The 26,169-nt window shown below is 64.8% G+C and carries 23 protein-coding genes; 11 read left to right on the forward strand and 12 right to left on the reverse strand.

Features of this window, described 5'->3' with window-relative positions:
• The first annotated feature begins 77 nt into the window (after positions 1 to 77).
• Genes A6B35_RS05610 through A6B35_RS05625 form a run of 4 tightly spaced genes read left to right on the forward strand, consistent with a single transcriptional unit; the run spans position 78 to position 3,356 of the window.
• Positions 78 to 959 (forward strand): branched-chain amino acid ABC transporter permease, encoded by an 882-nt coding sequence (locus A6B35_RS05610; RefSeq protein WP_006202417.1) that lies wholly within the window; start codon positions 78 to 80, stop codon positions 957 to 959.
• A complete protein-coding gene (locus A6B35_RS05615) occupies positions 956 to 1,918 on the forward strand; it encodes a branched-chain amino acid ABC transporter permease (RefSeq protein ID WP_006202416.1) in 963 nt (320 codons plus the stop codon). The genes A6B35_RS05610 and A6B35_RS05615 overlap by 4 nt, the downstream gene beginning before the upstream one ends.
• Positions 1,915 to 2,640 carry an ABC transporter ATP-binding protein gene (locus tag A6B35_RS05620; protein WP_040582808.1) on the forward strand — a complete coding sequence of 242 codons (726 nt, stop codon included), beginning with the start codon at positions 1,915 to 1,917 and terminating at the stop codon, positions 2,638 to 2,640. Before A6B35_RS05615 ends, A6B35_RS05620 begins: the two co-directional genes overlap by 4 nt.
• The gene (locus A6B35_RS05625; RefSeq protein ID WP_006202414.1) at positions 2,637 to 3,356 is read left to right on the forward strand and encodes an ABC transporter ATP-binding protein; all 720 of its coding nucleotides are present in this window, start codon (positions 2,637 to 2,639) and stop codon (positions 3,354 to 3,356) included. Before A6B35_RS05620 ends, A6B35_RS05625 begins: the two co-directional genes overlap by 4 nt.
• On the opposite strand, the gene A6B35_RS05630 is transcribed toward A6B35_RS05625, so the two are convergent.
• On the reverse strand, positions 3,357 to 4,682 hold the full coding sequence (locus A6B35_RS05630; protein ID WP_081482150.1) for a sodium:proton antiporter: 1,326 nt from the start codon (positions 4,680 to 4,682) through the stop codon (positions 3,357 to 3,359). It abuts the gene before it with no gap.
• 129 nt (positions 4,683 to 4,811) lie between these two features.
• Positions 4,812 to 5,426 carry a bifunctional nicotinamidase/pyrazinamidase gene (pncA, locus tag A6B35_RS05635; protein ID WP_006202412.1) on the reverse strand — a complete coding sequence of 205 codons (615 nt, stop codon included), beginning with the start codon at positions 5,424 to 5,426 and terminating at the stop codon, positions 4,812 to 4,814.
• Positions 5,427 to 5,711: 285 nt separating this feature from the next.
• Here pncA and A6B35_RS05640 point away from each other — a divergent pair, with 285 nt between their 5' ends.
• Genes A6B35_RS05640 through A6B35_RS05665 form a run of 6 tightly spaced genes read left to right on the forward strand, consistent with a single transcriptional unit; the run spans position 5,712 to position 12,854 of the window.
• Positions 5,712 to 6,572, forward strand: coding sequence for an FAD binding domain-containing protein (locus A6B35_RS05640; protein WP_006202411.1), 861 nt, complete (start codon positions 5,712 to 5,714; stop codon positions 6,570 to 6,572).
• Between the two features lie 59 nt (positions 6,573 to 6,631).
• A complete protein-coding gene (locus A6B35_RS05645; RefSeq protein ID WP_244425932.1) occupies positions 6,632 to 9,400 on the forward strand; it encodes a molybdopterin-dependent oxidoreductase in 2,769 nt (922 codons plus the stop codon).
• A complete protein-coding gene (locus A6B35_RS05650) occupies positions 9,397 to 10,935 on the forward strand; it encodes a hypothetical protein (protein ID WP_006202409.1) in 1,539 nt (512 codons plus the stop codon). Before A6B35_RS05645 ends, A6B35_RS05650 begins: the two co-directional genes overlap by 4 nt.
• A complete protein-coding gene (locus tag A6B35_RS05655) occupies positions 10,935 to 11,816 on the forward strand; it encodes a UPF0280 family protein (protein ID WP_006202408.1) in 882 nt (293 codons plus the stop codon). Before A6B35_RS05650 ends, A6B35_RS05655 begins: the two co-directional genes overlap by 1 nt.
• Entirely contained in the window at positions 11,809 to 12,393 is a 585-nt protein-coding gene (locus A6B35_RS05660; RefSeq protein WP_006202407.1) for an amino acid synthesis family protein, read from the forward strand. Before A6B35_RS05655 ends, A6B35_RS05660 begins: the two co-directional genes overlap by 8 nt.
• A complete protein-coding gene (locus A6B35_RS05665) occupies positions 12,375 to 12,854 on the forward strand; it encodes a MarR family winged helix-turn-helix transcriptional regulator (protein WP_006202406.1) in 480 nt (159 codons plus the stop codon). Before A6B35_RS05660 ends, A6B35_RS05665 begins: the two co-directional genes overlap by 19 nt.
• A gap of 86 nt (positions 12,855 to 12,940) precedes the next feature.
• Here the strand turns inward: A6B35_RS05665 and A6B35_RS05670 are convergent, their stop codons facing one another.
• The 10 genes from A6B35_RS05670 to A6B35_RS05715 form a co-directional block, all read right to left on the reverse strand.
• Positions 12,941 to 14,338: an NAD(P)(+) transhydrogenase (Re/Si-specific) subunit beta gene (locus tag A6B35_RS05670; RefSeq protein WP_006202405.1), complete on the reverse strand. Its 1,398-nt coding sequence runs from the start codon at positions 14,336 to 14,338 to the stop codon at positions 12,941 to 12,943.
• Position 14,339: 1 nt separating this feature from the next.
• Positions 14,340 to 14,762: an NAD(P) transhydrogenase subunit alpha part 2 gene (locus tag A6B35_RS05675; RefSeq protein ID WP_006202404.1), complete on the reverse strand. Its 423-nt coding sequence runs from the start codon at positions 14,760 to 14,762 to the stop codon at positions 14,340 to 14,342.
• Positions 14,762 to 16,051, reverse strand: a complete 1,290-nt coding sequence (locus A6B35_RS05680) for a Re/Si-specific NAD(P)(+) transhydrogenase subunit alpha (RefSeq protein WP_006202403.1) — start codon at positions 16,049 to 16,051, stop codon at positions 14,762 to 14,764. Before A6B35_RS05680 ends, A6B35_RS05675 begins: the two co-directional genes overlap by 1 nt.
• 84 nt (positions 16,052 to 16,135) lie before the next feature.
• Positions 16,136 to 16,360 carry an aa3-type cytochrome c oxidase subunit IV gene (locus tag A6B35_RS05685; protein WP_006202402.1) on the reverse strand — a complete coding sequence of 75 codons (225 nt, stop codon included), beginning with the start codon at positions 16,358 to 16,360 and terminating at the stop codon, positions 16,136 to 16,138.
• Positions 16,361 to 16,527: 167 nt separating this feature from the next.
• The gene (locus A6B35_RS05690; protein WP_006202401.1) at positions 16,528 to 16,677 is read right to left on the reverse strand and encodes a DUF3096 domain-containing protein; all 150 of its coding nucleotides are present in this window, start codon (positions 16,675 to 16,677) and stop codon (positions 16,528 to 16,530) included.
• A gap of 127 nt (positions 16,678 to 16,804) precedes the next feature.
• Positions 16,805 to 17,569 (reverse strand): N-acyl amino acid synthase FeeM domain-containing protein, encoded by a 765-nt coding sequence (locus A6B35_RS05695; protein WP_244425931.1) that lies wholly within the window; start codon positions 17,567 to 17,569, stop codon positions 16,805 to 16,807.
• A gap of 168 nt (positions 17,570 to 17,737) precedes the next feature.
• Complete coding sequence (locus A6B35_RS05700; RefSeq protein WP_040582821.1) at positions 17,738 to 20,050, reverse strand: putative bifunctional diguanylate cyclase/phosphodiesterase; 2,313 nt, start codon at positions 20,048 to 20,050, stop codon at positions 17,738 to 17,740.
• A gap of 143 nt (positions 20,051 to 20,193) precedes the next feature.
• Complete coding sequence (locus A6B35_RS05705) at positions 20,194 to 23,667, reverse strand: indolepyruvate ferredoxin oxidoreductase family protein (protein ID WP_006202398.1); 3,474 nt, start codon at positions 23,665 to 23,667, stop codon at positions 20,194 to 20,196.
• A 213-nt stretch (positions 23,668 to 23,880) separates the two neighbouring features.
• A complete protein-coding gene (locus tag A6B35_RS05710; RefSeq protein ID WP_040582806.1) occupies positions 23,881 to 24,408 on the reverse strand; it encodes a hypothetical protein in 528 nt (175 codons plus the stop codon).
• Positions 24,401 to 25,009, reverse strand: a complete 609-nt coding sequence (locus tag A6B35_RS05715) for a CGNR zinc finger domain-containing protein (RefSeq protein WP_006202396.1) — start codon at positions 25,007 to 25,009, stop codon at positions 24,401 to 24,403. Before A6B35_RS05715 ends, A6B35_RS05710 begins: the two co-directional genes overlap by 8 nt.
• Before the next feature lie 99 nt (positions 25,010 to 25,108).
• On the opposite strand from A6B35_RS05715, the gene A6B35_RS05720 reads away from it, so the two are divergent.
• Positions 25,109 to 26,014 carry a branched-chain amino acid ABC transporter permease gene (locus tag A6B35_RS05720; RefSeq protein WP_006202395.1) on the forward strand — a complete coding sequence of 302 codons (906 nt, stop codon included), beginning with the start codon at positions 25,109 to 25,111 and terminating at the stop codon, positions 26,012 to 26,014.
• Positions 26,015 to 26,169: the final 155 nt, after the last annotated feature.

Below are 26,169 nucleotides of genomic sequence, written 5' to 3' on the forward strand. Positions count from 1 at the left end.
ACGGCCCATGCCCCACCCCCCACCCGACCGCTGCGCGGTCACCCTCCCCACGAGGGGGAGGGTAAAGGGCGCCCTGAATGCACTTCGGACCCCATCTCCTCCTCGCTGCCCTCGAAGGCCTCGTTACCTCCGCCGTGCTGGCGCTGACGGCGCTTGGCCTGTCGCTGGTGTTCGGCGTCATGCGCGTCGTCAATGTCGCCCATGGCGAGTTCTTCATGCTGGGCGCGGTGCTGGCCTGGGCGATCTCGACGGCAATCTCGGGCCACCCGGCGATCGGCTTCCTGGCCGCGCTGGTGCTGGCGCCATTGATCGTCGGCGCCATAGCACTGGTCGCCGAACGACTGGTGCTGCGCCGGCTCAATTACAATCCGGAAGCCACCATCGTCGCCACCATCGGCATGCTCTACATCATCCAGCAGCTGGCGCTGACCTTCTACGGTCCGGAGGCGCGCCCGGTGGAGCCGCCTTTCAGCTACCGCATCCTTCTGCCGTGGTTCGGCTATTCCGGCTACAAGCTGTCTGTCATCGCGACCTCGGCACTTCTGCTCGTCGCCACATGGCTGGTGCTGACACGCACGAAGATCGGCCTTGTCATGCGCGCCACGCAGTATGACAGCGAGACGGCGCAGGCTTTCGGCATTCCGGTCGACCGCGTCTATGGCGGCGTCTTCGCGCTCGGCGCCATGCTGGCGGCCATCGCCGCGGTGCTGATCGTGCCGATCAGCCAGGCGCATTACCTGATGGGTCAGGATCCGCTGCTGCTATCCTTCATCGTCGTCATCATCGGCGGCCTCGGCTCGCTGCGCGGCACCGTCGTCGCCGCCGTGCTGATCGGCCTGTCGGACGGCATCATCTCGGTGTTCTTCTCGCCGACGCTGGCCAAGATCATCGCCACTTTCCTGGTCGCCATGGTGCTGGTGTTCCGGCCGCACGGCCTGTTCGGGACGGCATCGCGATGACCGAAGCTTCGCCGGCAAAGCCCTATGCGCTGCATCTCGGCGTCATCGCCCTGCTCTTTGCGCTCAGCTTCGTCCTGCCGGACTATCACCACGGCCTGCTTGCCCGCATCATGGTGCTGGCGGTCTTCGCCATGGGCTACAACATGCTGTTCGGCTATGTCGGGCTGCTCAGCCTCGGCCACGCCATGTTCTTTTCCGCTGGGCTCTATGGCGCCGGGCTGACCGTCTATCATCTGGGATGGAACGTGCCGGCCGCCTTCGCCGCCGGCCTTGCCTGCGGGGCGCTGCTGGCGCTGGTGATCGGACTGCTGGCGCTGCGCACCACGGGTGTCGCCTTCATGATCGTCACCATGATGTTCGCGCAGGTGTTTTATCTCGTCATCCTCTATTTCGCGTCATGGACCGGCGGTGACCAGGGTTTGGTCGTTCAGCAAGCGGCGCGCGTCCTTGTCCTCGGCTCAGCGTCGCTCGACCTGACCAACCCGACCGTGCGCTACATGAGCGCGCTGGCATTGTTTTCGATCGTGCTGCTCATCACGCTTGCCATCGTTCGCTCCAGATATGGCCGCGTGCTGGTTGCCATCCGCGAGAACGAGGAGCGGACGAAGATGCTGGGCTACGACACCTTCTCCAACAAGCTCATCGCGGTCGTCGTCTCCGGCACCATCTGCGCGGCCTCTGGCGCCGCCTATGCGCTGCTGTTCGGCTATGTCGGCTCGAGCTTCGCCTCGGTACAGTATTCCATCCTGCCGCTGCTCTGGGTGCTCTTGGGCGGTGCCGCCACCACGCTCGGTCCGTTGATCGGTACGCTGTTCATGTACTATGTCATCGACATCACCAGCGGCTTTACCTCCGCCTATCTGCTGATCGTCGGCATCGCGCTCATCTTGCTGGTGCTGTTCTTCCCGAAAGGCATTCTGGGCAGCATACGCCAGCGCTGGCTTGGGTGGCTGCCATGATGCCGCTGCTGACGACCAAGGGCCTGTCGCGCAGTTTCGGCGGTCTGCGTGCCGTCGACGGCGTCGACTTCGCACTGATGCCGGGCGAGATCCGCGCCGTCATCGGCCCCAACGGCGCCGGCAAGACCACCTTCGTCAGCCTGGTCAGCGGCCGCATCCAGCCCTCGTCGGGCATGATCGTCTTCGACGGCGCCGACATCACCAACCTGCCGGCCTACGCCAGGGTTCGGCTCGGCGTCGCCTACACCTTCCAGATCACCAGTGTCTTCGCCAACCTTTCCGCCTACGACAATGTCGCGCTGCCGGTGCAGCGCACGCTGACCGATGGCCGTTCGAAGGGCGCGGTCCGAACCGGCGTCATGGCGGCGCTCGAGCGCACCGGCCTCGCCGCCCGCGCCCACATGCCGGCCGGACAGCTCTCGTATGGCCATCAGCGCCTGCTCGAAGTGGCGATGGGCCTGGCGCTGAAGCCGCGCCTGCTGATCCTAGACGAGCCGACGCAAGGCCTGGCCGACAGCGAAATCGACAATTTTATTCAGCTGGTGCGCGAGATCGCCAAAAGCGCCACCGTGCTGCTGATCGAGCACAACATGCCGGTCATCATGCAGCTTGCCGACCGCATCACCGTGTTCAACGCCGGCAAGATTCTCGCCGAGGGAACGCCCAAGGCGATCCGCGAAAACGCCGAGGTGCAGCAAGCCTATCTGGGGACGACCCCATGACCGAAACACCGCCTGAGGCGCTGACCATCTCCGGGCTCGACTGCTTCTACGGCGAAGTCCAGGTGCTCTACGGTCTCGACCTCGTGTTGAACAAGGGCGAGGTGCTGTGCCTGTTCGGCCGCAACGGCGCCGGCAAGACGACGACGCTGAAGGCGATCATGGGCCTGGTACCGGCAAGCGCCGGTTCGATCAGGCTCGACGGCACGGAATTGACCGGCCTGCCGGCGCATGAGGTGCCGAAAGCTGGCGTCGCCTATGTCCCGCAAGGCCGGCGGTTGTTTGCCGAGATGACGGTGGCCGAAAACATCGAGATCGGCCTGATGGCGCGCGCCAAGGGAAAGGCGACCCGCGAGAACGTGCTCGATCTCTTCCCGCTGCTGCGCCAGCGGTTGAGACAACGCTCCGGTACCTTGTCCGGCGGCGAGCAGCAGATGCTGGCCATGGCCCGCGCGCTGTGTCTCGAACCGCAGGTGCTGCTGCTGGACGAGCCGACCGAAGGGTTGATGCCGTCGATGATTGCAAAGATCCGCGAGACGGTGGCCAAGCTGCGCGAGCTCGGCGTCTCGACCATCCTGGTCGAGCAGCGCGTCGATGCCGTGCTGTCGGTCGCCGACCGCGTCTGCTTCATCGAAAATGGCCGCAACCGCGAGACCGTCGATGTAGAAGAGCTGCGCGCCGATCCTTCGGCCGTCCGGCGCTATGTCGGCGTTGGCTGATCAGCCAAAGAATAGAAAGCCGGCGATCAGGAATGTCGGGATCAGCACCAGCCCCGACCACGCCATGTAGCCGAAGAAGCCCGGCATCTTGACGCCGCGATGCCTGGCAATGGCAAAGACCATGAAGTTCGGCGCGTTGCCGATATAGGTGTTGGCGCCCATGAAAACGGCGCCGGCCGAGATCGCCGCCAGCGTCGAAACGGCTTCAGTCATCAGATGCTGTGCATCGCCGCCGGCGAGTTCGAAGAACACCAGATAGGTTGGCGCGTTGTCGAGGAACGACGACAGCGCCCCGGTCAACCAGAAATAGGCGAGGTCGTTGGGCTGGCCCGTGGGCGAGGTGACGAGCGCGACCAGCGGTGCAAGCGCGCCCGCATGGCCGGCCCTGAGGATGGCGATGACCGGCACGATGCAGATGAAGATGCCGGCAAACAATTTTGCGACTTCGGCGATCGGACCCCAGGTGAAGCCGTTCGCCTCGCGATGGCTCTTGTATGAGACGCGAAGCGACAGGAAGGCCAGCGCCAGGATGATGGCGTCGCGCACCAGGTTCTGCAGCTCGAGCCCGATGCCTAGGATGGAAAGGCTGATACCCGGCTTCCAGCTGGCGGAAAGCAGGATCGCGCCGATCACACCGGCCAGCAGCGGCAGGTTGGCCAGGCCGCGAAGCCGCACAGTCGCATCCGGCGTCGGATCCTTGATCTTCGGCGCGCCGCCTTCGCGGCGGTGCAGGACGATGTCGATCGCCAGAAAGACGATCAGCACCAGGCCGCCGACGAACAGCGTCACGCGCCAGAGATTGGTCGTCGTCCAGAAGAAATCGACGCCGCGCAGGAAGCCGACGAACAATGGTGGATCGCCAAGCGGCGTCAGCGAGCCGCCGATGTTGGAGACCAGGAAGATGAAGAAGATGACGACATGGGCGTTGAACGGCCGGTTGTCATTGGCGCGCAGGATCGGCCGGATCAGGATCATCGAGGCGCCGGTGGTGCCGATTACCGAGGCGAGGATGGCGCCGATCAGCAGCAGCATGGCATTGACCTGGGGCGTACCATGGATGTTGCCCGCAAGCAGGATGCCGCCGGAGATCGTGTAGAGCGCAAACAAAAGGATGATGAAGGACATGTATTCGGTGAGCAGCGTGTGCAGCACCGCTTCGCTCGCCAGGGGGATATCGAATGCGATCGCCAGCGGCACCACCACCAGCGCCGCCCACAGTGCGGTGATCTTGCCATAGTGGTGTTCCCAGATGTGATGGAAGAGCAGCGGCCCGGTGGCGATCGACAGCAGCAGGCCGACAAAGGGCAGCGCCCACCAAAGCGACATGGTCGCGCCGGACAATTCGTGGGCTTCCGCCGCGAAGGCCAGTCCCGGAAACAGGAGGACGGCGACTGCCAAGGTGCCAGCCGCCAAAACCGTGGATAATTGTTTGAAGCCCCCCCGGTGCCCCACGGTCTAGTCCGACGCCTGGTCTTCGAGCACCACGCCGGCCTCGCGCATCCGCTTCAGCATGGCCTCGACTGAGCCGTTGAGGTCGATGCCGCGGCAGGCGTCGAGCCGCACCGTGGTCGCAAAACCTTGCTTGACCGCATCGAGCGCCGAAAAGGCGACGCAGAAATCGGTCGCCAGGCCCACCAGGGTCACGGTGTCGATGCCGCGCTCGCGCAGATAGCCGGCGAGACCCGTCGGCGTCTTGTGGTCGTTCTCGAAAAAGGCCGAATAGCTGTCGATGGCCGGGCGGAAACCCTTGCGGATCACCAACTCGGCCTTCGTCCAGGCCAGTCCCGAGTGGAAATCGGACCCCAGGCTGCCCTGGATGCAATGGTCCGGCCACAGTGTCTGCGGCCCGTAGGGCATATCGATCATCGTGAAGGGCTGCGAGCCCGGATGGCTGGAGGCAAAGCTCGAATGGCCGGCGGGGTGCCAGTCCTGCGTCAGCACGACATGCTCGGTTCGCCGGATCAGATCGTTGACCAAAGGCACGATCTCGTCGCCGCCGTTGACCGCCAGCGCGCCGCCCGGGCAGAAGTCGTTTTGCAGGTCGATGACAACAAGCGCTTCGTCGGCCATGGGGCCTCCTTCTTCTCTGTCTCGGCTCAGGCTCCACCGCCGACGCGACCGGACGCAGAAACTTGACCAGATGGCCGGCGGCGTCAACCTCCAGCGCCATAACAATTGCGTGGCGGCCCGCAAGACGCGGGCAGGGTGCAAACTCTGGCTTTGACAATTCCTGTCGGCTTGATATCATTTGCATACGAATGAATTTGACCGGTCCGGACGCCGGCAGGATCCGTCGGGAGGCCTCTTCGAGGCGGCTCTTTTCTGGGAAGGTCCCTTTGTTTTGGAAGGTAGGGCGTGATCCGTTACGCGAAACCCACCACGGTCGACGAGGCGCTCGCTTTGCTTGGCGAGGATCGCTGGCGCATTCTTGCCGGCGGCACGGACTTCTATCCGGCGCAAGGCAGCAAACCTTTTCGCGACAATGTCCTCGACATTAACGGTCTGGCCGCGTTGCGCGGCATTGTCGAGACTGACACTCACTGGCTGATCGGCGCGCGCACCACCTGGACCGATCTTATCCGATATCCTCTGCCGGCCGCCTTCGATGCCTTGAAGCAGGCCGCGCGTGAAGTCGGCTCCGTGCAGATCCAGAACGTCGCCTCCATTGCCGGCAATCTTTGCAACGCCTCGCCGGCCGCCGACGGCGTGCCGGGATTGCTGGTGCTCGATGCCGAGGTCGAACTGCGCTCGGCACAAGCGACACGTCATTTGCCGCTGCAGGAATTCATCCTCGGCAATCGTCGCACGGTCTTGCTGCCGGGCGAGATGGTCACCGCCATTCGCATCCCGAAACCCGCTGCTATCGGCTCATCCACCTTCGTAAAGCTTGGCGCGAGGCGCTATCTCGTCATCTCCATCGCCATGGTGGCGGCGCGCCTCGCTGTCGAGAATGGCATCGTCAGTGAAGCCGCCATCGCCGTCGGTTCCTGCTCGGCGGTCGCCAAACGTCTGACCGGCGTCGAAGCCGCCTTGCGTGCCCAGCCCGCGAACCATGCCCTCGCGGCTGCGGTGCAGTCCGCTCCGATGGACGAGCTTTCACCGATCGGCGATGTCCGCGGCAGCGCCGAATATCGGCAGGACGCGGCGCGCGAGATCGTCGCCCGCGCCGTGCTTGGCGCCATCGACCATTCAGCCGGCGGCAAGGTGGCGGCATGAGCAAAGCTCAGCCTAACATGAATAAAGCTCAGCCTGGCATGAGCGAGGCTCAGCCTGGCATGAGCGAGGCTCAGCCCGGGATGGGGCGCGCCAACATCGACTTCGAGGTCAACGGCGCCGCCGTCAGCGTCTTGGTGCAACCAGTGCGCCGTCTCTCTTCGGTGCTGCGCGACGAGTTGCGGCTGACCGGCACCAAGGTCGGCTGCGACGCCGGCGATTGCGGCGCCTGCACGGTGCTGGTCGACGGCGAACCGGTCTGCGCCTGCCTGATGCCGGCGGCCTCGGCAGCCGGCGCGGCGATAACCACGGTCGAAGGCCTGGCCAACGGAAAACTGTCGGCGCTGCAGGCCTCGTTCCTCGATCATGGGGCGGCGCAATGCGGCATCTGCACGCCCGGCCTGCTGGTCGCGGCCACCGCGCTTCTGGATCGGAGGCCGAACCCGACCGAAGTGGAAACGCAGGATGCGTTGGGAGGCGTGCTCTGCCGCTGCACCGGCTACCGAAAAATCATCGCGGCGGTGATGGATGCCTCGCGCCACGTTGAAAGCCTCGACCACCGCATGCCGCAATCCGGTTCTGCTGTTGGCGCATCGCCGGTTCGCCTCGATGGCTTGCCCAAAGTCACCGGTGGCGAAAAATTCGGCGGCGATTCCTTCCCGGCCGATGCGCTGGCAGTGCTGGTGGTCCGCTCGCCGCACCATCACGCCCGGTTCACTTTCGGCGACCTGGATGCCTGGGCGAGGGCCCGTCCCGGCGTTGCCGGGGTCTTCACTGCCGCCGACATTCCGGGGAAAAACTGCTTCGGCGTCATCGGTCCCTTCGCCGACCAGCCCGCCCTGGCGGAAGGGTTTTCGCGCTTTCGTGGCGAGGCCGTGGCGCTGGTTGCCGGCGAGCGCGAAACCATCCTCGATCTTGACCTTGCGGACTTCCCTGTTTCCTGGACCGAACTGCCCCATGTGCTGCAGCCCTTTGAAGCGCAGGCCGGTGGCGCCGAACTGATCCACAAGCACCGTCCGGCGAACCTGCTCACCTCCGGTTTTGTCGAACGCGGCGATCCGGACGCGGCGCTCTCCGGCGCCGCCGTCACCGTGTCGGGCGCCATCGACACCTCCTACGTCGAGCACGCCTACATCGAGCCGGAAGCCGGCTATGCATACATGGATGGCGACACGCTGGCCGTCGTCGCCTGCACGCAGGCGCCCTACATGGACCGCGACGACACGGCAAAGGTGCTGGGTCTCGCCGTCGACAAGGTACGCATCGTGCCGACCGCCACCGGCGGCGGCTTCGGCTCAAAGCTCGACGTCTCGCTGCAGCCTCTCATCGGCCTGGTGGCGATGAGGACGGGACGGCCGGCAGCACTTGCCTATACGCGCAACGAATCGATGATCTCGACCACCAAGCGCCATCCGGCCGAGATGCAGGCGACCATCGGCGCCGATGCCGAAGGCCATGTCACCGGCATGGTCTTTGTCGGCGATTTCAACACCGGCGCCTATGCCAGCTGGGGCCCGACCGTCGCCAACCGCGTGCCGGTGCATGCGTCCGGTCCCTACGCCACGCCGAACTATCGTGCCGAAGGCCGCGCCATCCACACCAACGGCCCTGTCTCCGGCGCCTTCCGCGGCTTTGGCGTGCCGCAGGCGACGATCATGCAGGAGACGCTCTACGACGAGCTGGCCGGCAAGCTGGGGATCGACAGGCTCGATTTTCGGCTGAAGAACTGCCTTCGGAACGGATCCGAAACGGTCACCGGGCAAAAACTGGACTCCGGCGTCGGCATTGCCGAATGTCTCGAGGCGCTGCAGCCGCATTGGACGCGCGCCCTGGCCGACACGGAGCGGTTCAATGCCGGCAACAGCACAAGAAAGCGCGGCGTCGGCGTCGCGTCCTGCTGGTATGGCTGCGGCAACACCTCGCTGCCCAATCCGTCGACGATCAAGGTCGGCATGTCGTCCCAAGGCGAGATCGTGCTGCATCAGGGCGCCGTCGATATCGGACAGGGATCGAACACGGTCATCAGCCAGATCTGCGCCGACGCGCTCGGCCTGCCGCTGGAAAAATTCCGGCTGAAGAGCGCCGACACGGCGATTACGCCGGATGCCGGCAAAACATCGGCCTCGCGCCAGACCTTCGTCACCGGCAAGGCCGCCGAGAAGGCCGGCCGCGCCTTGCGCGAAGCGATCCTGCGCTTTGCCAATGTTTCGGAGAAGGCGGCGATTGCCCTTGATGGAGCAAGCCTGACTATCCGCGAGGGCGAGGCGACGCGGCGGATCGAGCTCTCGACGCTGGAAGCCGACGCCGACGGCCTCGTCTTCGTCGCCTCGGAAACCTACGACCCGCCGACGCTGCCGCTCGACGCCAAGGGCCAGGGCAAGCCTTACGCCGTCTACGGTTATGGCGCGCAGATCGCCGAACTCGAGGTCGACCTCGAGCTGGGCACGGTGAAGCTGATCAAGATCACCGCCGCGCATGATGTCGGCAAGGCAATCAATCCGTTGCTGGTCGAAGGCCAGATCGAGGGCGGCATCGCGCAAGGCATCGGCATGGCGCTGATGGAGGAATACATCCCCGGCCGCACCGAGAATCTGCACGACTATCTGATCCCGACGATCGGCGACGTGCCGCCGATCGAGACCATTCTGGTCGAAGTTCCGGACCCGGAAGGACCATTCGGCGCCAAGGGGCTGGGCGAGCATGTGCTGATCCCGACGGCGCCGGCGATCCTCAACGCCATCCGCCACGCCACCGGCGTGCTGGTTACCAAGGTGCCGGCGACGCCGAGCCGTATCCGCGCGGCGATCCGCGACAAGGAGGCACGCCGATGAGCGAGCTGGCCGAACGTTTCGAAACCCATGACCCCGGCGAGAAACAGGTGGCGGAAAAGATCCGCTGCGATGCCTGCCCGGTCATGTGCTACATCGCCGATGGTCGCACCGGCGCCTGCGACCGCTACGGCAATGTCGGCGGCCGCATCGTGCGTATGGATCCGCTGACCATCCTCGACCACGCGGCCGAAACCGGCGGTGCGGTCGTGCCTTTCGTTGCCGAAGGCGAGGCGTGGAACGGTGAACTGGTCAACACCGGCCGCCGCTTCGTCACCGCGATCGGTGCCGGCACCACCTATCCCGACTACAAGCCGGCCCCGTTCATCGTCAGCCAGGAGGTCGAGGGCGTCGATCTCGTCACCGTGGTGACGGAGGGCATCTTCTCCTACTGCGGCGTCAAGGTGAAGATCGACACCGACCGCCATATCGGTCCCGAAACGGCGACTGTGCGCGCCGAAGGCGAGGCGATCGGCCATGTCACGACCGGCGAGTACGGCTCGCAGATGCTGTCGCTGGGCGGCGTGCATCACCTGACCGGCGGCTCCAAGGCGGAAGGGCGCGCCACTTGCGATGCAATGCTCAACCTGTGCAACCGCAAGCCGGTCGAGCTCACCATCGACGGCGGCGCCACGGTGATTGTCGAAGCCGGCAAACCACCGGTCATCGACGGCAAGATCGAACACCGCATGCGTGTCGGCTGCGGCTCGGCCACCATCGGCATGTTCGCCACCCAGTGGCGCGGGCTGGTCGACGAGGTGGTGGTGGTCGATGACCACATCACCGGCGTCGTCTCAGAGCATCAGGCCGGCAAGGTGCTGGGCTGGCAGGATACCGGCATAAAGATCATTGGCCGCCGCTCGACGCCTGGCCGTTATTTCAAGGTATCGGAGCCTGGTCTCGGCTGGGGCGGCACCAGCATTTCCGACCCGCTGTCGATCCTTGGTGAGTGGAACGTCAAGAAGGGCGCGCGTCCCGGCCTGTCGCTGCTGATGGTATCGACCACCGGCGAGCAGTTCGCCTATTACGAGCTCGACGACGATCTGAAACCGGTCGAAAAGCCGTTCCCGGAACGGCTGCAGAAGTCGGTCGGTCTGATCGAGGAGAATTGCGAGCCGGCGCTGTGCACCGTGCTGTTCATCGGCGGTGCCGGCGGCTCGCTGCGCGCCGGCGTCACCGAGAACCCGGTCAACCTCACCCGCTCGGTACAGGGCCTGAAGACCTACGTCACAGTCGGCGGCGCGCCTGTCTATGTCTGGCCGGGCGGCGGCATCACGCTGATGGTCGATGTTACCCGCGTGCCGGAAGGTGCCTTCGGCTATGTGCCGACCCCGGCGCTGGTGGCGCCGATCGAGTTCACGCTGCGCCGCGATGACTATGTCAGGCTGGGCGGCTATGAGGCCGAGATCCGGAGCGTCGAGGACATCCTTGCCAAGGGCGGCGAATACCTCAATCCGCGTCGCGGCACCGGCGCGCCGGTCAGCAATCCCTGGCCGCCGCTGGCGCAGCTGCGGCGCGCGGCGAACGGGGCCGGCTGATGAACGGCCCGCAGGCGCATTGGCTCGACGACGGCGGGCGGCTTCATCTCAATCATGGGCCGATCGACCTGATCATTGGGGTATTTGGCCCTGCCGAAGAATGCCAGGCCGCCTATGGTCAGGCGGTAGCGCGATTCCAGACCGTCCTGACCGAACTGGTGGAAGAGCTTGCAGAATTGCGCCGTCCGGCCTCGACAAAGCCACGCCTGTTCGCCGGACCAGTGGCGCGTCGGATGGAAGCGGCGGTCGCGCCGCTGGTAAGAACCTTCATCACGCCGATGGCCGCCGTCGCCGGCTCGGTAGCCGACGAAATGCTGGCCGCCTTGCTGGCCGGCCGAAAGCTCGACCGCGCCTATGTCAACAATGGCGGCGACAGCGCCATCCACCTCGGCACCGGCCAGTCGATGACCCTCGCCATTGCCGGCACGGGGCATGGGCTGCAGGACCGGATCGTCATTCGCGCGGGAGACGCGGTACGTGGTGTCGCCACCAGCGGCTGGCGTGGCCGCTCCTTTTCGCTGGGCATCGCCGATGCCGTCACCGTGCTGGCGAGAACCAGCGCCGAGGCCGATGCCGCCGCGACGCTGATAGCCAACGCCGTCGATCTACCCGATCACCCCGCCATCAAGCGCGAGCCTGCGCGCGACCTGGCGCCCGACAGCGACCTGGGCGACCGCCTGGTGACGACGGCGGTCGGCCCGCTTTCACCGGTAGAAATCGCCACTGCACTGGACAGCGGGCTCGCTGTCGCCGATGATTTTCGCCGAAATGGCCTGATATCAGCTTCGGCGATTTTCCTTGCCGGTCAAACCCGCATCAGTGGTTCCATGGCGCTTGCAGCGCCCACGAAAATCCCAGGGAAGGAAGTTGCCCATGCCTGAGTTTCCGATCCGCAAGATCGCGGTTCTGACCGAGGAAATCTTTCATGACGGCGGACCGGCGGCGAAAGAGCCGCGCCGCCGCGCCGCGGCCCTGGCGCTGGTGAAGAACCCCTTTGCCGGCCGCTATGTCGAGGATCTGCAGAGCGCCATGGACGATCTGAAGCCGCTGGGGCTGATGCTCGCCGACCGGCTGATCGCAGCACTTGGCGGCGACGTGAAGCAGATCGATGGCTACGGCAAGGGCGCCATCGTCGGCTCCGCCGGTGAACTCGAGCATGGTGCTCTCTGGCACGTGCCAGGCGGCTACGCCATGCGCGAGCGGCTCGGCGACGCCAAGGCGATCGTGCCGTCGGCAAAGAAGGTCGGCGCCTTCGGCGCGAAGCTCGACGTGCCGCTCGGCCACATCAACGCCGCCTATGTGCGCAGCCATTTCGACGCCATGGAAGTTGGTGTCAGCGACGGGCCGCGTGCCGATGAGATCCTGTTCTGCCTTGCCATGACCTGCGGCCCGCGCATCCACGATCGCATGGGCGGTCTGGCGGCCAGGGACATCAAGGCATGGGATGGGCTGCGGTGAGCGCCGGCGAGGAAGTCAGGCTCAAGCTGGTCGAGGCCGAGGAGCCCGAGGACAACGACTACCATTTGCAGGAGCAGGTCGGCTTCATCCTGCGCAAGGCACATCAGCGCCATGTTGCGATCTTCGCCGCCCATATCGCCGATCTGACGCCGCCACAGTTCGCCGCGCTGGCCAAGCTGCACGACGTCGGCGAGACCTCGCAGAACCAGCTCGGCACGCTGATTGCCATGGATGCGGCAACCGTGAAAGGCGTCATCGACCGGCTGAAGGCGCGCGGCCTGGTCGAGCTTTCCAAGCACGAGGTCGACAAACGGCGCCTGCTGGTCAATCTGACCGTTGAGGGCCGCGAGGCGGTCGAGCGGCTGATCCCGCTTGCGCGTGGCATCACCGAGGAAACGCTGGCGCCGCTGTCGGCCAAGGAAGCGGCCACCTTCATGCGGCTGCTGGCCAAGTTGGCGTGAAGGAATTCCGGCCCGCTTGACGGCCTACAAAAAAGCCCGGCGCGACGCCGGGCTTTTGCTGCGTTCTTGAGGAAGCGGCCGACGGCTCAGTGATCCATGGCCTTGACGATCTCTTCCGTCATCTTCTTGGCGTCGCCAAGCAGCATCATGGTGCCGTCCTTGTAGAACAGCGTGTTGTCGATGCCGGCATAGCCGGAGCCGAGCGAGCGCTTGACGAACAGGCAGGTGCGGGCCTTGTCGACGTCGAGGATCGGCATGCCGTAGATCGGCGAGGACTTGTCGTCGCGGGCGGACGGGTTGGTGACGTCGTTGGCGCCGATGACATAGGCGACGTCGGCCTGTGCGAATTCCGAGTTGATATCCTCGAGCTCGAACACCTCGTCGTAAGGCACATTGGCCTCGGCCAAGAGCACATTCATGTGGCCGGGCATGCGGCCAGCCACCGGGTGGATCGCGTATTTGACGTCGACGCCATTGGCCTTGAGCTTGTCGGCCATTTCGCGCAACGCATGCTGCGCCTGGGCGACCGCCATGCCGTAGCCGGGCACGATGACGACCTTCTGCGCGTTCATCATCAGATAGGCGGCATCGTCTGCCGACCCCTGCTTGACCGTGCGCTCGATGCCGTCGTCGGCCGCTATCGCCGTCTCGCCGCCGAAGCCGCCGAGGATGACCGAGATGAACGAGCGGTTCATGCCCTTGCACATGATGTAGGACAGGATCGCGCCGGACGAGCCGACCAGCGCGCCGGTGATGATCAGCGCCAGGTTGCCGAGCGTGAAACCGAGGGCCGCCGCCGCCCAGCCGGAATAGGAGTTCAGCATCGACACGACGACCGGCATGTCGGCGCCGCCGATCGGGATGATGAGCAGCACGCCCAGCACCAGCGAGGCCGCCACGATCAGCCAGAAGACGAGCTTCGATTCCGTGGTGACCAAAAGCACGATCAGAACGACGAGTGCGATGCCGAGCGCGATGTTGATGAAGTGGCGGCCGCCGATCATGATCGGCTTGCCCGACATGCGGCCATCGAGTTTGAGGAAGGCGATGACCGAGCCGGTGAAGGTGATGGCGCCGATGGCAACGCCAAGGCTCATTTCGATCAGCGCCTGGGCATGGATGTCGGCAACCGTACCGATGCCGAAACTTTCCGGCGCATAGATCGCGGCGGCCGCCACCATGACGGCGGCAAGGCCGACGAGGCTGTGGAAGGCAGCGACCAGCTGCGGCATCGAGGTCATGGCGATGCGCCGCGCCGTGACGGCGCCGACGGAACCGCCGATCAGCAGCCCGAGCACGATCAGGCCGAAGCCACCGGCCGAAGGGACCGCCAGCGCCAGCGTCGTGGCAATGGCGATGCCCATGCCGATCATGCCGTAGAGATTGCCCTGGCGGCTGGTGGTCGGATGCGACAGGCCTCGCAGTGCCAGGATGAACAGGATGCCGGAGACCAGATAGAGGAAGGAAGCGAAGTTGGCGTTCACGTCACTTGTCCTTCTTCTTGTACATGGCCAGCATGCGCTGGGTGACGAGGAAGCCGCCAAAGATGTTGACCGACACCAGCATCAGCGCAACGAAGCCGAAGCCGGTGGCGATGCCGGACGCCGAGATGCCGACGGCCAGCAGCGCGCCGACGACGATGACCGAGGAAATGGCGTTGGTGACGGCCATCAGCGGCGTGTGCAGCGCCGGCGTGACCGACCACACGACATAATAGCCGACGAAGATCGCCAGCACGAAAATGGCGAAGCGGAAGACGAACGGATCGATGGCGCCGCCCGACAGTGCGTGCGCGGCGTCGCCCGCCGCCTCGGTGCCGGGCGTGGTCGCGAGGTTCTGCACCGCGAGGCGAACTGCGGCGCTCGCCTGGTCGAGCTGGTCGAGGGCTTTCTGCAAGGTCTGATCCATCACGCGATCCCCTTCGGCTTGGCAGCGGACTTGCCCGTGGCGGCATTCTTGCCGGCGGCCTTTTTCGGCGCGGCTTTCTTCACCGACGCATCGGCGACCATGGTCTTCGCCAGGATCGCCGCCGGTTCGACATGCTGGCCCTTTGGCGGTTCTGCAGCCTTGGCGAAGGCCGGGTGCACCACCTTGCCGGCATCGGTCAGCATGGTTGCCTTGACCAGTTCGTCGTCGCGCTTGATGGCGAGCGTCTTCGTCGCCTTGTCGACCAGCGTCTCCAGGAAGGCAAAGAGGTTCCTGGCATAGAGCAGCGAGGCCGAAGCGGCGACGCGGCCCGGCACGTTGAGATGGCCGACGATCTTGACGCCGTTGGTGGTCGTCACGACCTTGCCAGGCACGGCGCCCTCGACATTGCCGCCGCGCTCGACCGCGAGGTCGACGATGACCGAACCCGGCTTCATCGACGCGACCATCGCCGCCGAGACCAGCTTCGGCGCCGGACGGCCGGGGATCAGCGCCGTGGTGATGACGATGTCCTGCTTGGCGATGTGCTCGGCGGTCAGCGCCGCCTGCTTGGCCTGATATTCCTTCGACATTTCCTTGGCGTAGCCGCCGGCGGTCTCGGCCGCCTTGAACTCCTCGTCCTCGACCGCAAGGAATTTGGCGCCGAGTGACTGCACCTGTTCCTTCACCGCCGGACGCACGTCGGTGGCGGTGACAACAGCGCCAAGCCGGCGCGCCGTGGCGATCGCCTGCAGGCCGGCGACGCCGACGCCCATGATGAAGGCCTTTGCCGCCGGCACGGTGCCAGCCGCCGTCATCATCATCGGCAGCGCCCGGTCATATTCGGCGGCCGCGTCGACCACCGCCTGGTAGCCGGCGAGATTGGCCTGCGAGGACAAGACGTCCATCGACTGCGCGCGGGTGATGCGCGGCATGAATTCCATCGAGAAGGCGGTGACGCCTGCCTTGGCAAGTGCGGCGACGGCGGCATCGTTGCCATAGGGGTCCATGATGGCGATGACGGCGGCGCCGGACTTGTAGCCCTTCAGCTCCGCATCCGTCGGCCGGCGCACTTTCAGCACCACATCGGCCTCGGCGGTATCGCCAGCCTTGCCGATCGCGGCGCCCGCCTTGGCGAATTCCTCGTCGGGAATGCGCGAGGCCGTGCCGGCGCCGGTCTCGACGACCACGTCGAGACCCAGCGCCGCCAGCCGTTTCACCGTGTCGGGCGAGGCCGCGACGCGCGGCTCGTTCGCATCGAGTTCACGAGGGATGAAAACCGTCTGTCCCACCGCATGATCCTTTCGGCTGGAACCTGTTGCGCAAGACGCCGGCCGGACCTCCGGCAGCGTCCCTAGCGAAGGATTTCGGAAAGTCTATCGGAGAATGAAGGCGCCGGCAGCCAGGATCAGGGCGCAGAGGATGGTCGCCGAGAAGAAACCGCCAACGAAGAAGCCGAACGCCATCGCGATAACTATGGCGAGGCAAAAGAGCGAACCGTATTTGGCCAGCGCCAGGAAGCCCGCATAGGTGCGGTCGTGCTCGGCATAGTCCATCTTCGCGCCCAGTTCGACAGGACCGGACGGCGTGTGCTCAGCCATAGGAATACCCCTTCGAAGACATCTTTGAGGCACATAGCGAAAAGCCGGGCCAAGAGCAATGGCGCTATTGCCGCATCGCCGGAGACAACAGCCTCAAAGGAAAGTTGAAAGGCGTCCCGTCGAGGCGGGGCCCCTGGCCTTCGTGGGGAGTGACGGGTTCCGGGATATCAGCCCGCCAAATGCGGGAACAGTCCGAGCAGGCCGGCGATGATCAGGTAGATCGCGACGATGTAGTTCAAAAGCCGCGGCATCACCAGGATCAGCACACCGGCAATCAGCGAGATCAGCGGGGTGAGCGCGATCGCGGAAATGGTCATGTCCTTGGTCCTTTCTCGAGTTGATGTCCGCCGTCCTCAGCCGATGCAACGACGGTATCTGTCGCCGCGACAACGCCGGCACGGCCGGAAAGCTCCTTGCCGGCACCATCACAAAACCCGTGAAGGCTCAGGCGGCTTCGGGGAAATACTTGGCCGTCGGCAGGATGGTCAGTGGCGCAAGCTCGCCGGTCGGCGCTTTCGCGAACAGCATGCGCCGTTCCAGCGCCGTCGAGTGGAAGAACGGATAGCGCTGCAGCGTCGGCGCCATGTTCTGCTCGCAGAGCGATTCATAGAAGAAGATCGGCATGGTGAAAGGCGGATAGATGCGCGGCTCACCAACCTGCACCGAACCGAAGATGCGATGATAGAAGGCCGTGTGCTCTTCCCGGATCATCGAGATGCAACTCGTGGCGTTGAAGAACGTGTTGGCGATAACCGCAAGCCGCAGCGTGACATAGGGCAGGGCCCGGTGGGTCGATGACAATTGCGGGTCGACCGCCAGCCGGCTGGGATCGATGAAGGTTTCGCCCCGCGCCAGGCGCAGGAGCAGCCTGTCGCCGAACACCGTCATGATTGGCGCTTCGGGTGTCTCGCGGCTCAGGTGGTGGAGCCTGACGGTGCTGACAAGCTCACCTTCCATGAAGACGCCGAAACAATAACAGTTTGGGACTTCGTCGAGATGATCGGCAAGCTTCTGCTCGACGATGGTATCAAGCAGGCCGTGCGAATGGAACGCCTTGTAGCGCAGCCGGGAGATCGCTTCGAAATCCTCGCCGCTTTCACAGCGCCGGTACTCGACGCGCTCCAGAAGGTCGAGCACGTTGCGCGCGAACAGCGAAGGAGGCTGAGATCTGGCAGCCGAAGCCGCCGCAGGCCGACCTGACTCACGCATGTCCATATTCTTCCCTCGTACCGCCGCAGGAGAACAATATCGGACGAGAGAGTGAACAAGAAGATAAAACTACAATCGTCTTCGTTTACCGAAGGTTAACCTTAACAACTGGTTAACGCGTGGAAAAATCACCTCCTCTTGAGCCGGCTTCTGAAACGTGATCGAGGATCAGGTGGTGGCGCGCTTTGCGACCGGCCGCAGTTCCGCGGCAAAAGGCCAGGTCACGTTGGACATGGTCTCGATGCCCGACGCGCTGAGCGCGGCGCCGAAGAGGAAGCCCTGGACCAGGTCCGGCTTCACCGTATGTAGCAGGATCTTGAGCTGTTCGAAGGTCTCCACGCCTTCGACGGTGACGGTCAGGCCGAGAATCCGGGTCAGGTCGACGACGCCCTTCAACAGGTCGAGCGAGCGCGGGTTCTGGGTGACGTCCATCAGGAACGAACGGTCGATCTTGATCTTGTCGAGCGGCAGCTTGTGGAGGTAGCTCAGGCTCGAATAGCCGGTGCCGAAATCGTCGAGCGCGATGCGCACGCCAAGCTGCTTCAGCTCCTCGATGTACTGGCGCGTCAGCGACTTGTCGTCGAGCAGTGCGGTTTCGGTGACTTCGATCTCCAGGCGGGCGGCCGCAAGCCCGGACGTGGCGAGCGCGTCGCGAACCTTCTGGATGACGTCACTGTTGCGGAAGTCCTTGGCGGAAAGGTTGACCGAAACGCTGGTCTGGTCGGGCCATTTGGCGCATTCCGCGCAGGCCGCTTGAAGAACGAAGGTGCTGATCTCGGAAATGATGCCCATCTCCTCGGCCAGCGGAATGAAGATGCTGGGCGAAACCGGCCCGAGATCGGGATGGTCCCAGCGGCACAATGCCTCGCAGCTGGCAATGCGCATCGTGCTCATTGAGACGATCGGCTGATAGACGACGCGCAGGCCCTTGCTCTCGATCGCGCTGCGCAGGTCCGCCTTCATCAGCTGGCGATTGCGGAAAGCGGCGTCCATCGCGGCCTCGAACAGCCGCCAGTTGTTCTTGCCGAGTTCCTTGGCCTTGTAGAGCGCCAGGTCCGCCTTGACGATCATGGCGTCGACGTCGGTGTCCTCGACCTTGGACAGCACGGCGCCGGCGCTGGCCTGGATGCGCAGCCCATGCCCGGCGACGTCGACCTCGCCCTGCAGGTCGCCGAAAACCTGGTCGAGCAGGCTGGTCAGGTGGCTTTCGTCCTCGATGCGGTCGAAGAAGACCATGAACTCGTCGCCGCCGAAGCGGCTGACGGTGATGCCGTGCCCGGCAACCGCCGCCAGTCGTTCCGCCACGGCATAGATCAGCCCGTCGCCGACCGGGTGGCCCAGCGTGTCGTTGACGCTCTTGAAATCGTCGAGGTCGAGCACGGCCAGGCCGCAGAGACGGTCGCGGTCGCCGGAGGCCATCGCTTCCCCGACCAGTTCGTGGAAATAGGCGCGGTTCGGCAGGCCGGTGAGGTTGTCGTAGCGCGCCATGAAGCGGATTTTTTCTTCGGCTTCGACGCGGGCCGTGACATCTTCGAAGGTGATGACGCCCAGGTCCTGGCTGCCTTCGCGTGCCGAAAACTCGTAGTGCTGGCCGGTGGAGAAGGAAACCAGCACCTTGCGGTCGCGCCCTTCGCGTAGCGCCCGCGTCAGCTGCGCCTCGACATAGCGGCAGTCCTTCGGCGCCAGCATGCCGCCGGCAACGCCGCGCAGGAGCAGCGAATGGATCGATCGCCCGAGCAGCTGGTTCGGCGATTTGAGCGACATCAGATGCGCGGCCTCGGCATTGCCGACCACCACCTTGCCGTCGGGGCCAAGCATCACCAGGCCATGCGACATGGTGTTCAGCGCCCGGTTGAAGCGTTCGGCCAGCCTGGCCGCGGTCTTGCGCTCCGAAATGGCGTCGAAAAGCACCGTGCGGACGTGAGCGGCCATTCGTGTGATGATGAAGATGAACGGCACGATATAGAGGCCGAGGATGAAGGTTGGCACGTCGCCCTTGAGCATCAGCCCGATCGCGATCGGCAGCACGACCGTGAAGGCCTGCACCGCGACCATTGTCTTGGAGCCGTAATTGCGACCGACGATCGTCACCGTCGAGCCCATTATGACGGCGATCGCGGCACTTTCTCCGAACATATCCGGGATGAGGTAGATGGTCGTGAGGCAGAAAAGCCCCATGAAGAAAGCCTGGATGGTGCCGCCGACCAGATAATAGCGTTCCCAGGTCTTGGCCGCTTCATAGCTGTCGAAATTGCCTTCGCGTTGGCCTTTGCGGATGCCGTAATAGCGGTAAAGGCCGGCGGCGAGCATGATTGCCGCCAGGGCGAGGTAGGCCGGATGCTTTGAGGTCAGATAGACAAGAAAACCGATAAGTCCGTGGCAAAAAGCGCCGATCAGCAGGATTCCGGGATCGTTGAACAACGATCGCACGAACCCAGCATAGACGTCCTCACCTATTTCTCCGGTTTTGTGTTCTTGCATGGCCCGCGGTGTCGCACGAACCGCAGTCATTTCACATTCGCCTTAAGAAAGGTTTAGAGACGCCGTTTCAGGCCCTGCCGTCAAGTATCTTCCCCTGGGGCAAGCTGGGGAAACTGGTCTTCAGGTAAACAAGGCGTATCGGCTTACTCGGCGGCTTGAAGTTCCGGTCTTGCAGGGATTTTTGCCAGGCGCTCAAGCAGCCGCGAGCGTTCTCCGGCGGCCTTTTCGGCGCTTGCCTGCCTGACGTGGCCGTAACCGCGAATGAGCGCCGGCACCGAGGCCAGCGCGGCGGCGGCCTCGATCCGGCCCGGCGCCAGCGCCGCAGCGACAAGCTCCAGATCAGCCTCGTATTGGGCAAGAAGCTGCCGCTCCATGCGCCTTTCCGCGCTGTAGCCGAACAGGTCGAAAGCGGTGCCGCGCAGGCCTTTCATCGCCGCCAGCAGGCGGAACCCCTTCATCATCCACGGGCCGAAGCTCGACTTGCGAGGCGTGCCGTCCTTGCCGCGCCGGCCCATGATCGGCGGCGCCAGGTGGAATTCGAGTTTTTCGTAGCTCTGGAACTGTTTTGACATTTCGGCGGTGAAGGAGCCGTCGGTGTAGAGCCGCGCCACCTCATACTCGTCCTTGATCGCCATCAGCCTGAACAGGCTTTTTGCGGCGGCCTCGGTCACAGCGGTCGAACCCGGCACCGCCTTGGCTTCGGCAGCGCGTAGCGCGCCGATCCTGGCAGCATAGCGCTTGCCATAGGCGGCGTTCTGATAGGCGCTCAGGAAGGCGACGCGGCGGGCAATGATGTCGTCCAACGTCTCGGCGATCGCGTTTGCCGCCTTGCCCGGCTGAGCAATGAGACCACGCACGAAATCCGGCTGATGGGCGGCGCGGCGGCCCCAGCGGAAGGCGGCGATGTTCATCGCCACTGCTTGGCCGTTGAGTTCGATCGCCTTCTCGACCGCCTCGGCCGACAGCGGCAGCCCGCCATGCTGGAAGGCAAAGCCGAGCATGAACATGTTGGCGCCAAGCGAGTTGCCGAACAAAGCGGTTGCGGTGCGGGTGGCATCGAAGAAATGCGCCCTGTCGTCACCGGCGGCGGAGCGAATGGCCTTTTTCAGCCGTTCGATGGGCAGCGAGAAGTCGGCCGAGCGTGCGAATTCGCCCGGCATGATCTCGGCGGTGTTGGCGAGGAAGATGGTGTGACCTTCACGCACCGCCGCCAGCACCTTCTGGGCGCCGGAGACGACGAGGTCGCAGCCGAGCACCAGATCGGCCTTTCCGGCCGAAACCCGGATGGCGTGGATATCGTCCGGTGTGCGCGCGATGCGCACATGGGTGAACACCGAGCCGCCCTTCTGGGCCAGCCCGGCCATGTCGATCATGCCGCAGCCCTTGTCCTCGAGATGGGCCGCCATGCCGAGCACCGCGCCGATGGTGACGACTCCGGTGCCGCCGACACCGTCGATGATCGCCGCCCAGCCTTGCTCGCCGAGCGGGAATTCGGCCGGCGCCGGCACACCGTCGAGCGGGTCGGAGTTGCCGGCGGTGCCCTCGGCCTTCCTGATCCTGGCACCATGCACGGTGACGAAGGACGGACAGAAGCCGTTGACGCAGGAGAAATCCTTGTTGCAGCTCGACTGGTCGATCCGGCGCTTGCGGCCGAATTCGGTCTCGACCGGCTGGATCGAGACGCAATTCGACTGCACGCCGCAATCGCCGCAGCCCTCGCAGACCAGCTCGTTGATGAAGACGCGCTTGTCGGGATCGGGGAAGGTGCCGCGCTTGCGGCGGCGGCGCTTTTCTGCGGCGCAGGTCTGGTCGTAGAGCAGCACGGAGATGCCTTTGACCGCGCGCAATTCGCGCTGGACGAGGTCGAGGTCGTCGCGGTGATGGATGGTGACATCGGCCGGGAACTCGGCTTTGCCGGCATATTTGCCTGGCTCGTCGGTAACGACCGCGATCCGCTCGACGCCCTCGGCGCGCACCTGCCTGGCGATCATGTCGACGGTCAGGCCGCCTTCATGCGGCTGGCCGCCGGTCATGGCGACGGCGTCGTTGTAGAGGATCTTGTAGGTGATGTTGGCGTCGGTCGACAGCGCAAAGCGGATCGCCAGCGCACCGGAGTGGTTGTAGGTGCCGTCGCCGAGATTCTGGAAGATGTGGTCGCGTTTGGAGAACGGCGCCTGGCCGATCCATTGCGCGCCCTCGCCACCCATGGCGGTGAAGCCGACGGTGTTGCGGTCCATCCACAGCGCCATGAAGTGGCAGCCGATGCCGGCGGCGGCCAGCGAACCCTCCGGCACCTTGGTCGAGGAATTGTGCGGGCAGCCGGAGCAGAAGAACGGCGTGCGCGAGGCGATGTCCGACGTGTCGGCGAGCATCGCCTGGAACTGGCGTAATTTCGCCACCCGTGCTGCGATCTCCTCCGACGGACCGATGGTGCGCAGGATCCGCTCGCCGAGCGCAATCGCAATCTCGTTGGGATCGAGCGCACCCTTGGCCGGGAACAGCCAGTCGCCGCGTTCGTCCTTCTTGCCGACGATGACCGGCTGCGTGGCGGTGCCGTAGAGGTTTTCGCGCAGCTGCACCTCGATGAGCGAGCGTTTCTCCTCGACGACGACGATGGTGTCGAGGCCGCGGGCAAATTCGGCGATATGCTGCAGGTCGATCGGCCATGGGCAGCCGACCTTGAACAGCCTGATGCCGATGCGGTTGGCGGTCGCCTCGTCGATGCCGATGTCTTCCAGCGCCTGGCGGACGTCGAGATAGCTCTTGCCGATGGTGATGACGCCGAGCTTCGGCTTGCGACCGCCCGAATAGACGATCCGGTTCAGCCCGTTGGCGTGGATGAAGGCGGACGCGGCGGCGCGCTTGTACTCATGCAGCCGCTCCTCCTGGCCGAGCATGTCGATCTCGTGGCGGATGTTGAGGCCGCCGGGCGGCATCTCGAACTCCGGCACGACGATGTTCAGCCGCTCGAGCGAGGCATCGACGGAGGCCGTCGATTCGATGTTGTCCTTGACGCATTTGATCGCCGCCCAGGTGCCGGCGAAGCGCGACATGGCAAAGCCGTAGAGCCCGTAATCGATGATCTCCTGGACGCCGGCCGGATTGAGGATCGGCACCATCGTGTCGACGAACAGGAACTCGGTGGCATGCGCGTTGGTCGAGGATTCGGCCATGTGATCGTCGCCCATCAGGGCAAGCACGCCGCCATGTTTCGAGGAGCCTGCGAGATTGGCGTGGCGGAACACGTCGCCGGAACGGTCGACACCCGGACCTTTACCGTACCAGACCGAAAACACGCCGTCATGCGTGCCTTCGCCCAAAAGTTCGGCCTGCTGCGTGCCCCAGCAGGCGGTGGCGGCAAGCTCTTCGTTGAGGCCGGGCTGGAAGACGATATCGGATTGGGCGAGTTGCTTCTTGGCCTTCCACAATTGCATGTCCAGGCCGCCGAGCGGCGAGCCGCGATAGCCGGAAACGAAGCCGGCGGTGTTGAGGCCGGCGCGACGGTCGCGCTCGCGCTGCATCAACAGCATGCGGATGACGGCCTGCGCGCCGGAGAGGAAGATGCGCTCCTTTCCAAGATCGAACTTGTCGTCGAGCGCGACGTCGTGCAGCGTCATCAGGCATTTCCTCTGCGGAGGCCGCGCTGGAGCGCGCAGCCAACGTAGGAGTCGGATGCCGCAGTCTTTCTCCCCTTTGCAGGGGAGGTCAAACAAAATCGAAGGTGCCAGGCAGTGCGCAACGAACGATCCGGCGCGCATCCATAGGAGTATGAAAATTGCGCCGCGGCGGTCCGCAAGGAAAGTTCCGGCGGCTGCTCTGCTGCGGGCGTGTCAGGCTTTCGAGCAATCCGGCTTTGGCTCGCCCGGGAGCTTGCCGTCGACATGGCCGACCATGTCCTTGTTGAGCTCGTAGACCGGGCCGACCACCAAGGGACGATCGGGCAGGATCGACTGATCGAGCGACGAGGTCAGCGTCGTCTCGAAGCTCTGCAAGAGCGTGCCGCTGGCATCCTCGATGCGGATCGACACCGCATAGGGCTTGTCCTTGACCACGCAGGTCAGCGGCGGGCTGGTCAGCGTTATGTGCGGCAGCTTCGGCCAGATCTTCTGGTTGACGATGATCGGATCGCCGCCGGCCGGGTTCTGGAAACTGACCACGGCAACCTGTCCTTCGCCCATCGGCCGCAGCGGGTTGAGCGTGATGACATAGGTGGCGATGCCCAGCCGGTAGTTGAACTCGAACAGCTTGCCGGAAATGGCGAACAGCTGCTCCTTGCCGGAGTCGCGGCAGGCGCCAAGCACTGCCGCCGCCAGCAAGGCGGCGCCGAGAACCATCGAACGCGAATATGTCCTAGACATTGCTGACCTCCCTGGCCGCCGTGCGGCGGCGATAGTAGCGGTTTGCCTTCTGGCGGTTGCCGCAGACCGCCATATCGCACCAGAGGCGGCTGGAGTTGCGGCTGCGGTCGACGAACAGCCAACTGCAGTTGGGACAGATTCTCAACCTGGCGACCGCGTCGTCGCGCAGCAAAGACAGCGCCGAGACGGCAAGTGCGGCCTCGAAAGCGATCGGCGTCGCCGGGTCGCCGAATGGCTGTCCCGGCGCGCCGATTTCGGTCCGGCTGCCGGCCAGGCCTTCGGCGCAGGCTTGCAGGAACCCGGGCAGATCGCCGGTGGCCAGAGCGCCTTTCGACACCGCGTGGCGAAACAGGCGGTCGGTCGTCTCGCGGATCGACAGCACGACCGGGGCAATCTCCGCCGGGGACTGCGCCTCCAGCCGACGCCCGCCAAGCTCCGTGGCGCGAAAGCCGCTGGCCGCGTCGGCAAAGCGGGCGATCTCGGCCGGATTGTCGAAGCGGTCGAAGGTCTTTTCCGGATCGAACCGCAAAACGACCGTGTTCGCCGCGTCGAGCGCGAGGATGCCGCCGGTGAAGCGATGCGGGGTCCAGGAGACTGTCATGCCGGAAATCTAACCGATAAATCGCATTTGACAAGTTAGATTCCGAATGCAAACGTCCCTTGGGGATGTGGGTTCGCCACCGTCACCCAAGGGTGCTGCATGCTGTATTTCTTCCAGCAGGTTCTGAACGGGCTGCATTCGGGCGCGCTCTATGCCTTGCTCGCCTTCGGCTATGTGCTGACCAACGGGCTGCTGCACCGGACCAACCTCGCCTATGGCGCCATGTTCGCCTTTTGCGGGCACGCGATGATCCTCACGGCGGCCTTCGGCTACCAGGCGCTGTGGCTGACGCTCTATGCCGCGGTCGCGCTCGGCATCGTCGCCGCGCTCCTCTATGCGGCGCTGATCAGCCACGTCTTGTCGCGCAGCGTCTTCGAACCCCTGGCCGACCGCTCGCCCAACGCGATCGTGGTGACGACGCTGGGCATCTTGCTGGTGCTGTCGGAGGCCAGCCGCATCGCCGCCGACACCCACGATCTCTGGCTGCCGCCGATGCTGGCCCGGCCGGTGATCTTCGCGCAGAACGCCGGCTTCAAGGCGACGCTGACACTGATCCAGTTGCTCGACTGCGCAGCCGTGATAGGCGTGCTGGCGCTCACCGCCTGGGTGTTCGCCCGCTCGGGCTTCGGCCGCTCCTGGCGGGCGGTGTCGGACGATCCCAGGGCCGCCGCAATGTGCGGCGTCGACGTGCGCGCGGTGTTTCGGCTGGCGGTGCTGTTCGGCGGTCTGTGCGCCGCGCTGGCCGGCATCCTTGCCGGCATCTACTACGGCAATATCAGCTTCGGCACCGGCCTGGTCTATGGGCTGAAGATCCTGTTCGTGACCGCTGTCGGCGGCTATCTCTCGCCGCTCAAGGCGGCGCTTGGCGCGGCCGCCTTCGGCATGGCCGAATCGCTGTGGGCCGGCTATTTCCCACTCGAATGGCGCGATGCCTGGATGTACCTCTTCCTCGTCGCCATGCTGGTGCTGATCGGCGCCGGCCGCGACCAGCAGAAGATCGCCTGACGCGTCTGCGACTTTGGTTGGATGCCGCCCGGTGAACTGGCGCTTTATCCCCACTCTCGTTTCACAACAGCGTTCGCCGGACCTATGCCTTGTTGACCAGCCCGGCCACGCACGGCATACCGTTAGGCCACAGCGGCGCGGCGGAAAATAAGGGG

This window comes from Mesorhizobium amorphae CCNWGS0123, from assembly GCF_001686985.1.
In the GTDB taxonomy this organism is placed as follows: domain Bacteria; phylum Pseudomonadota; class Alphaproteobacteria; order Rhizobiales; family Rhizobiaceae; genus Mesorhizobium; species Mesorhizobium amorphae.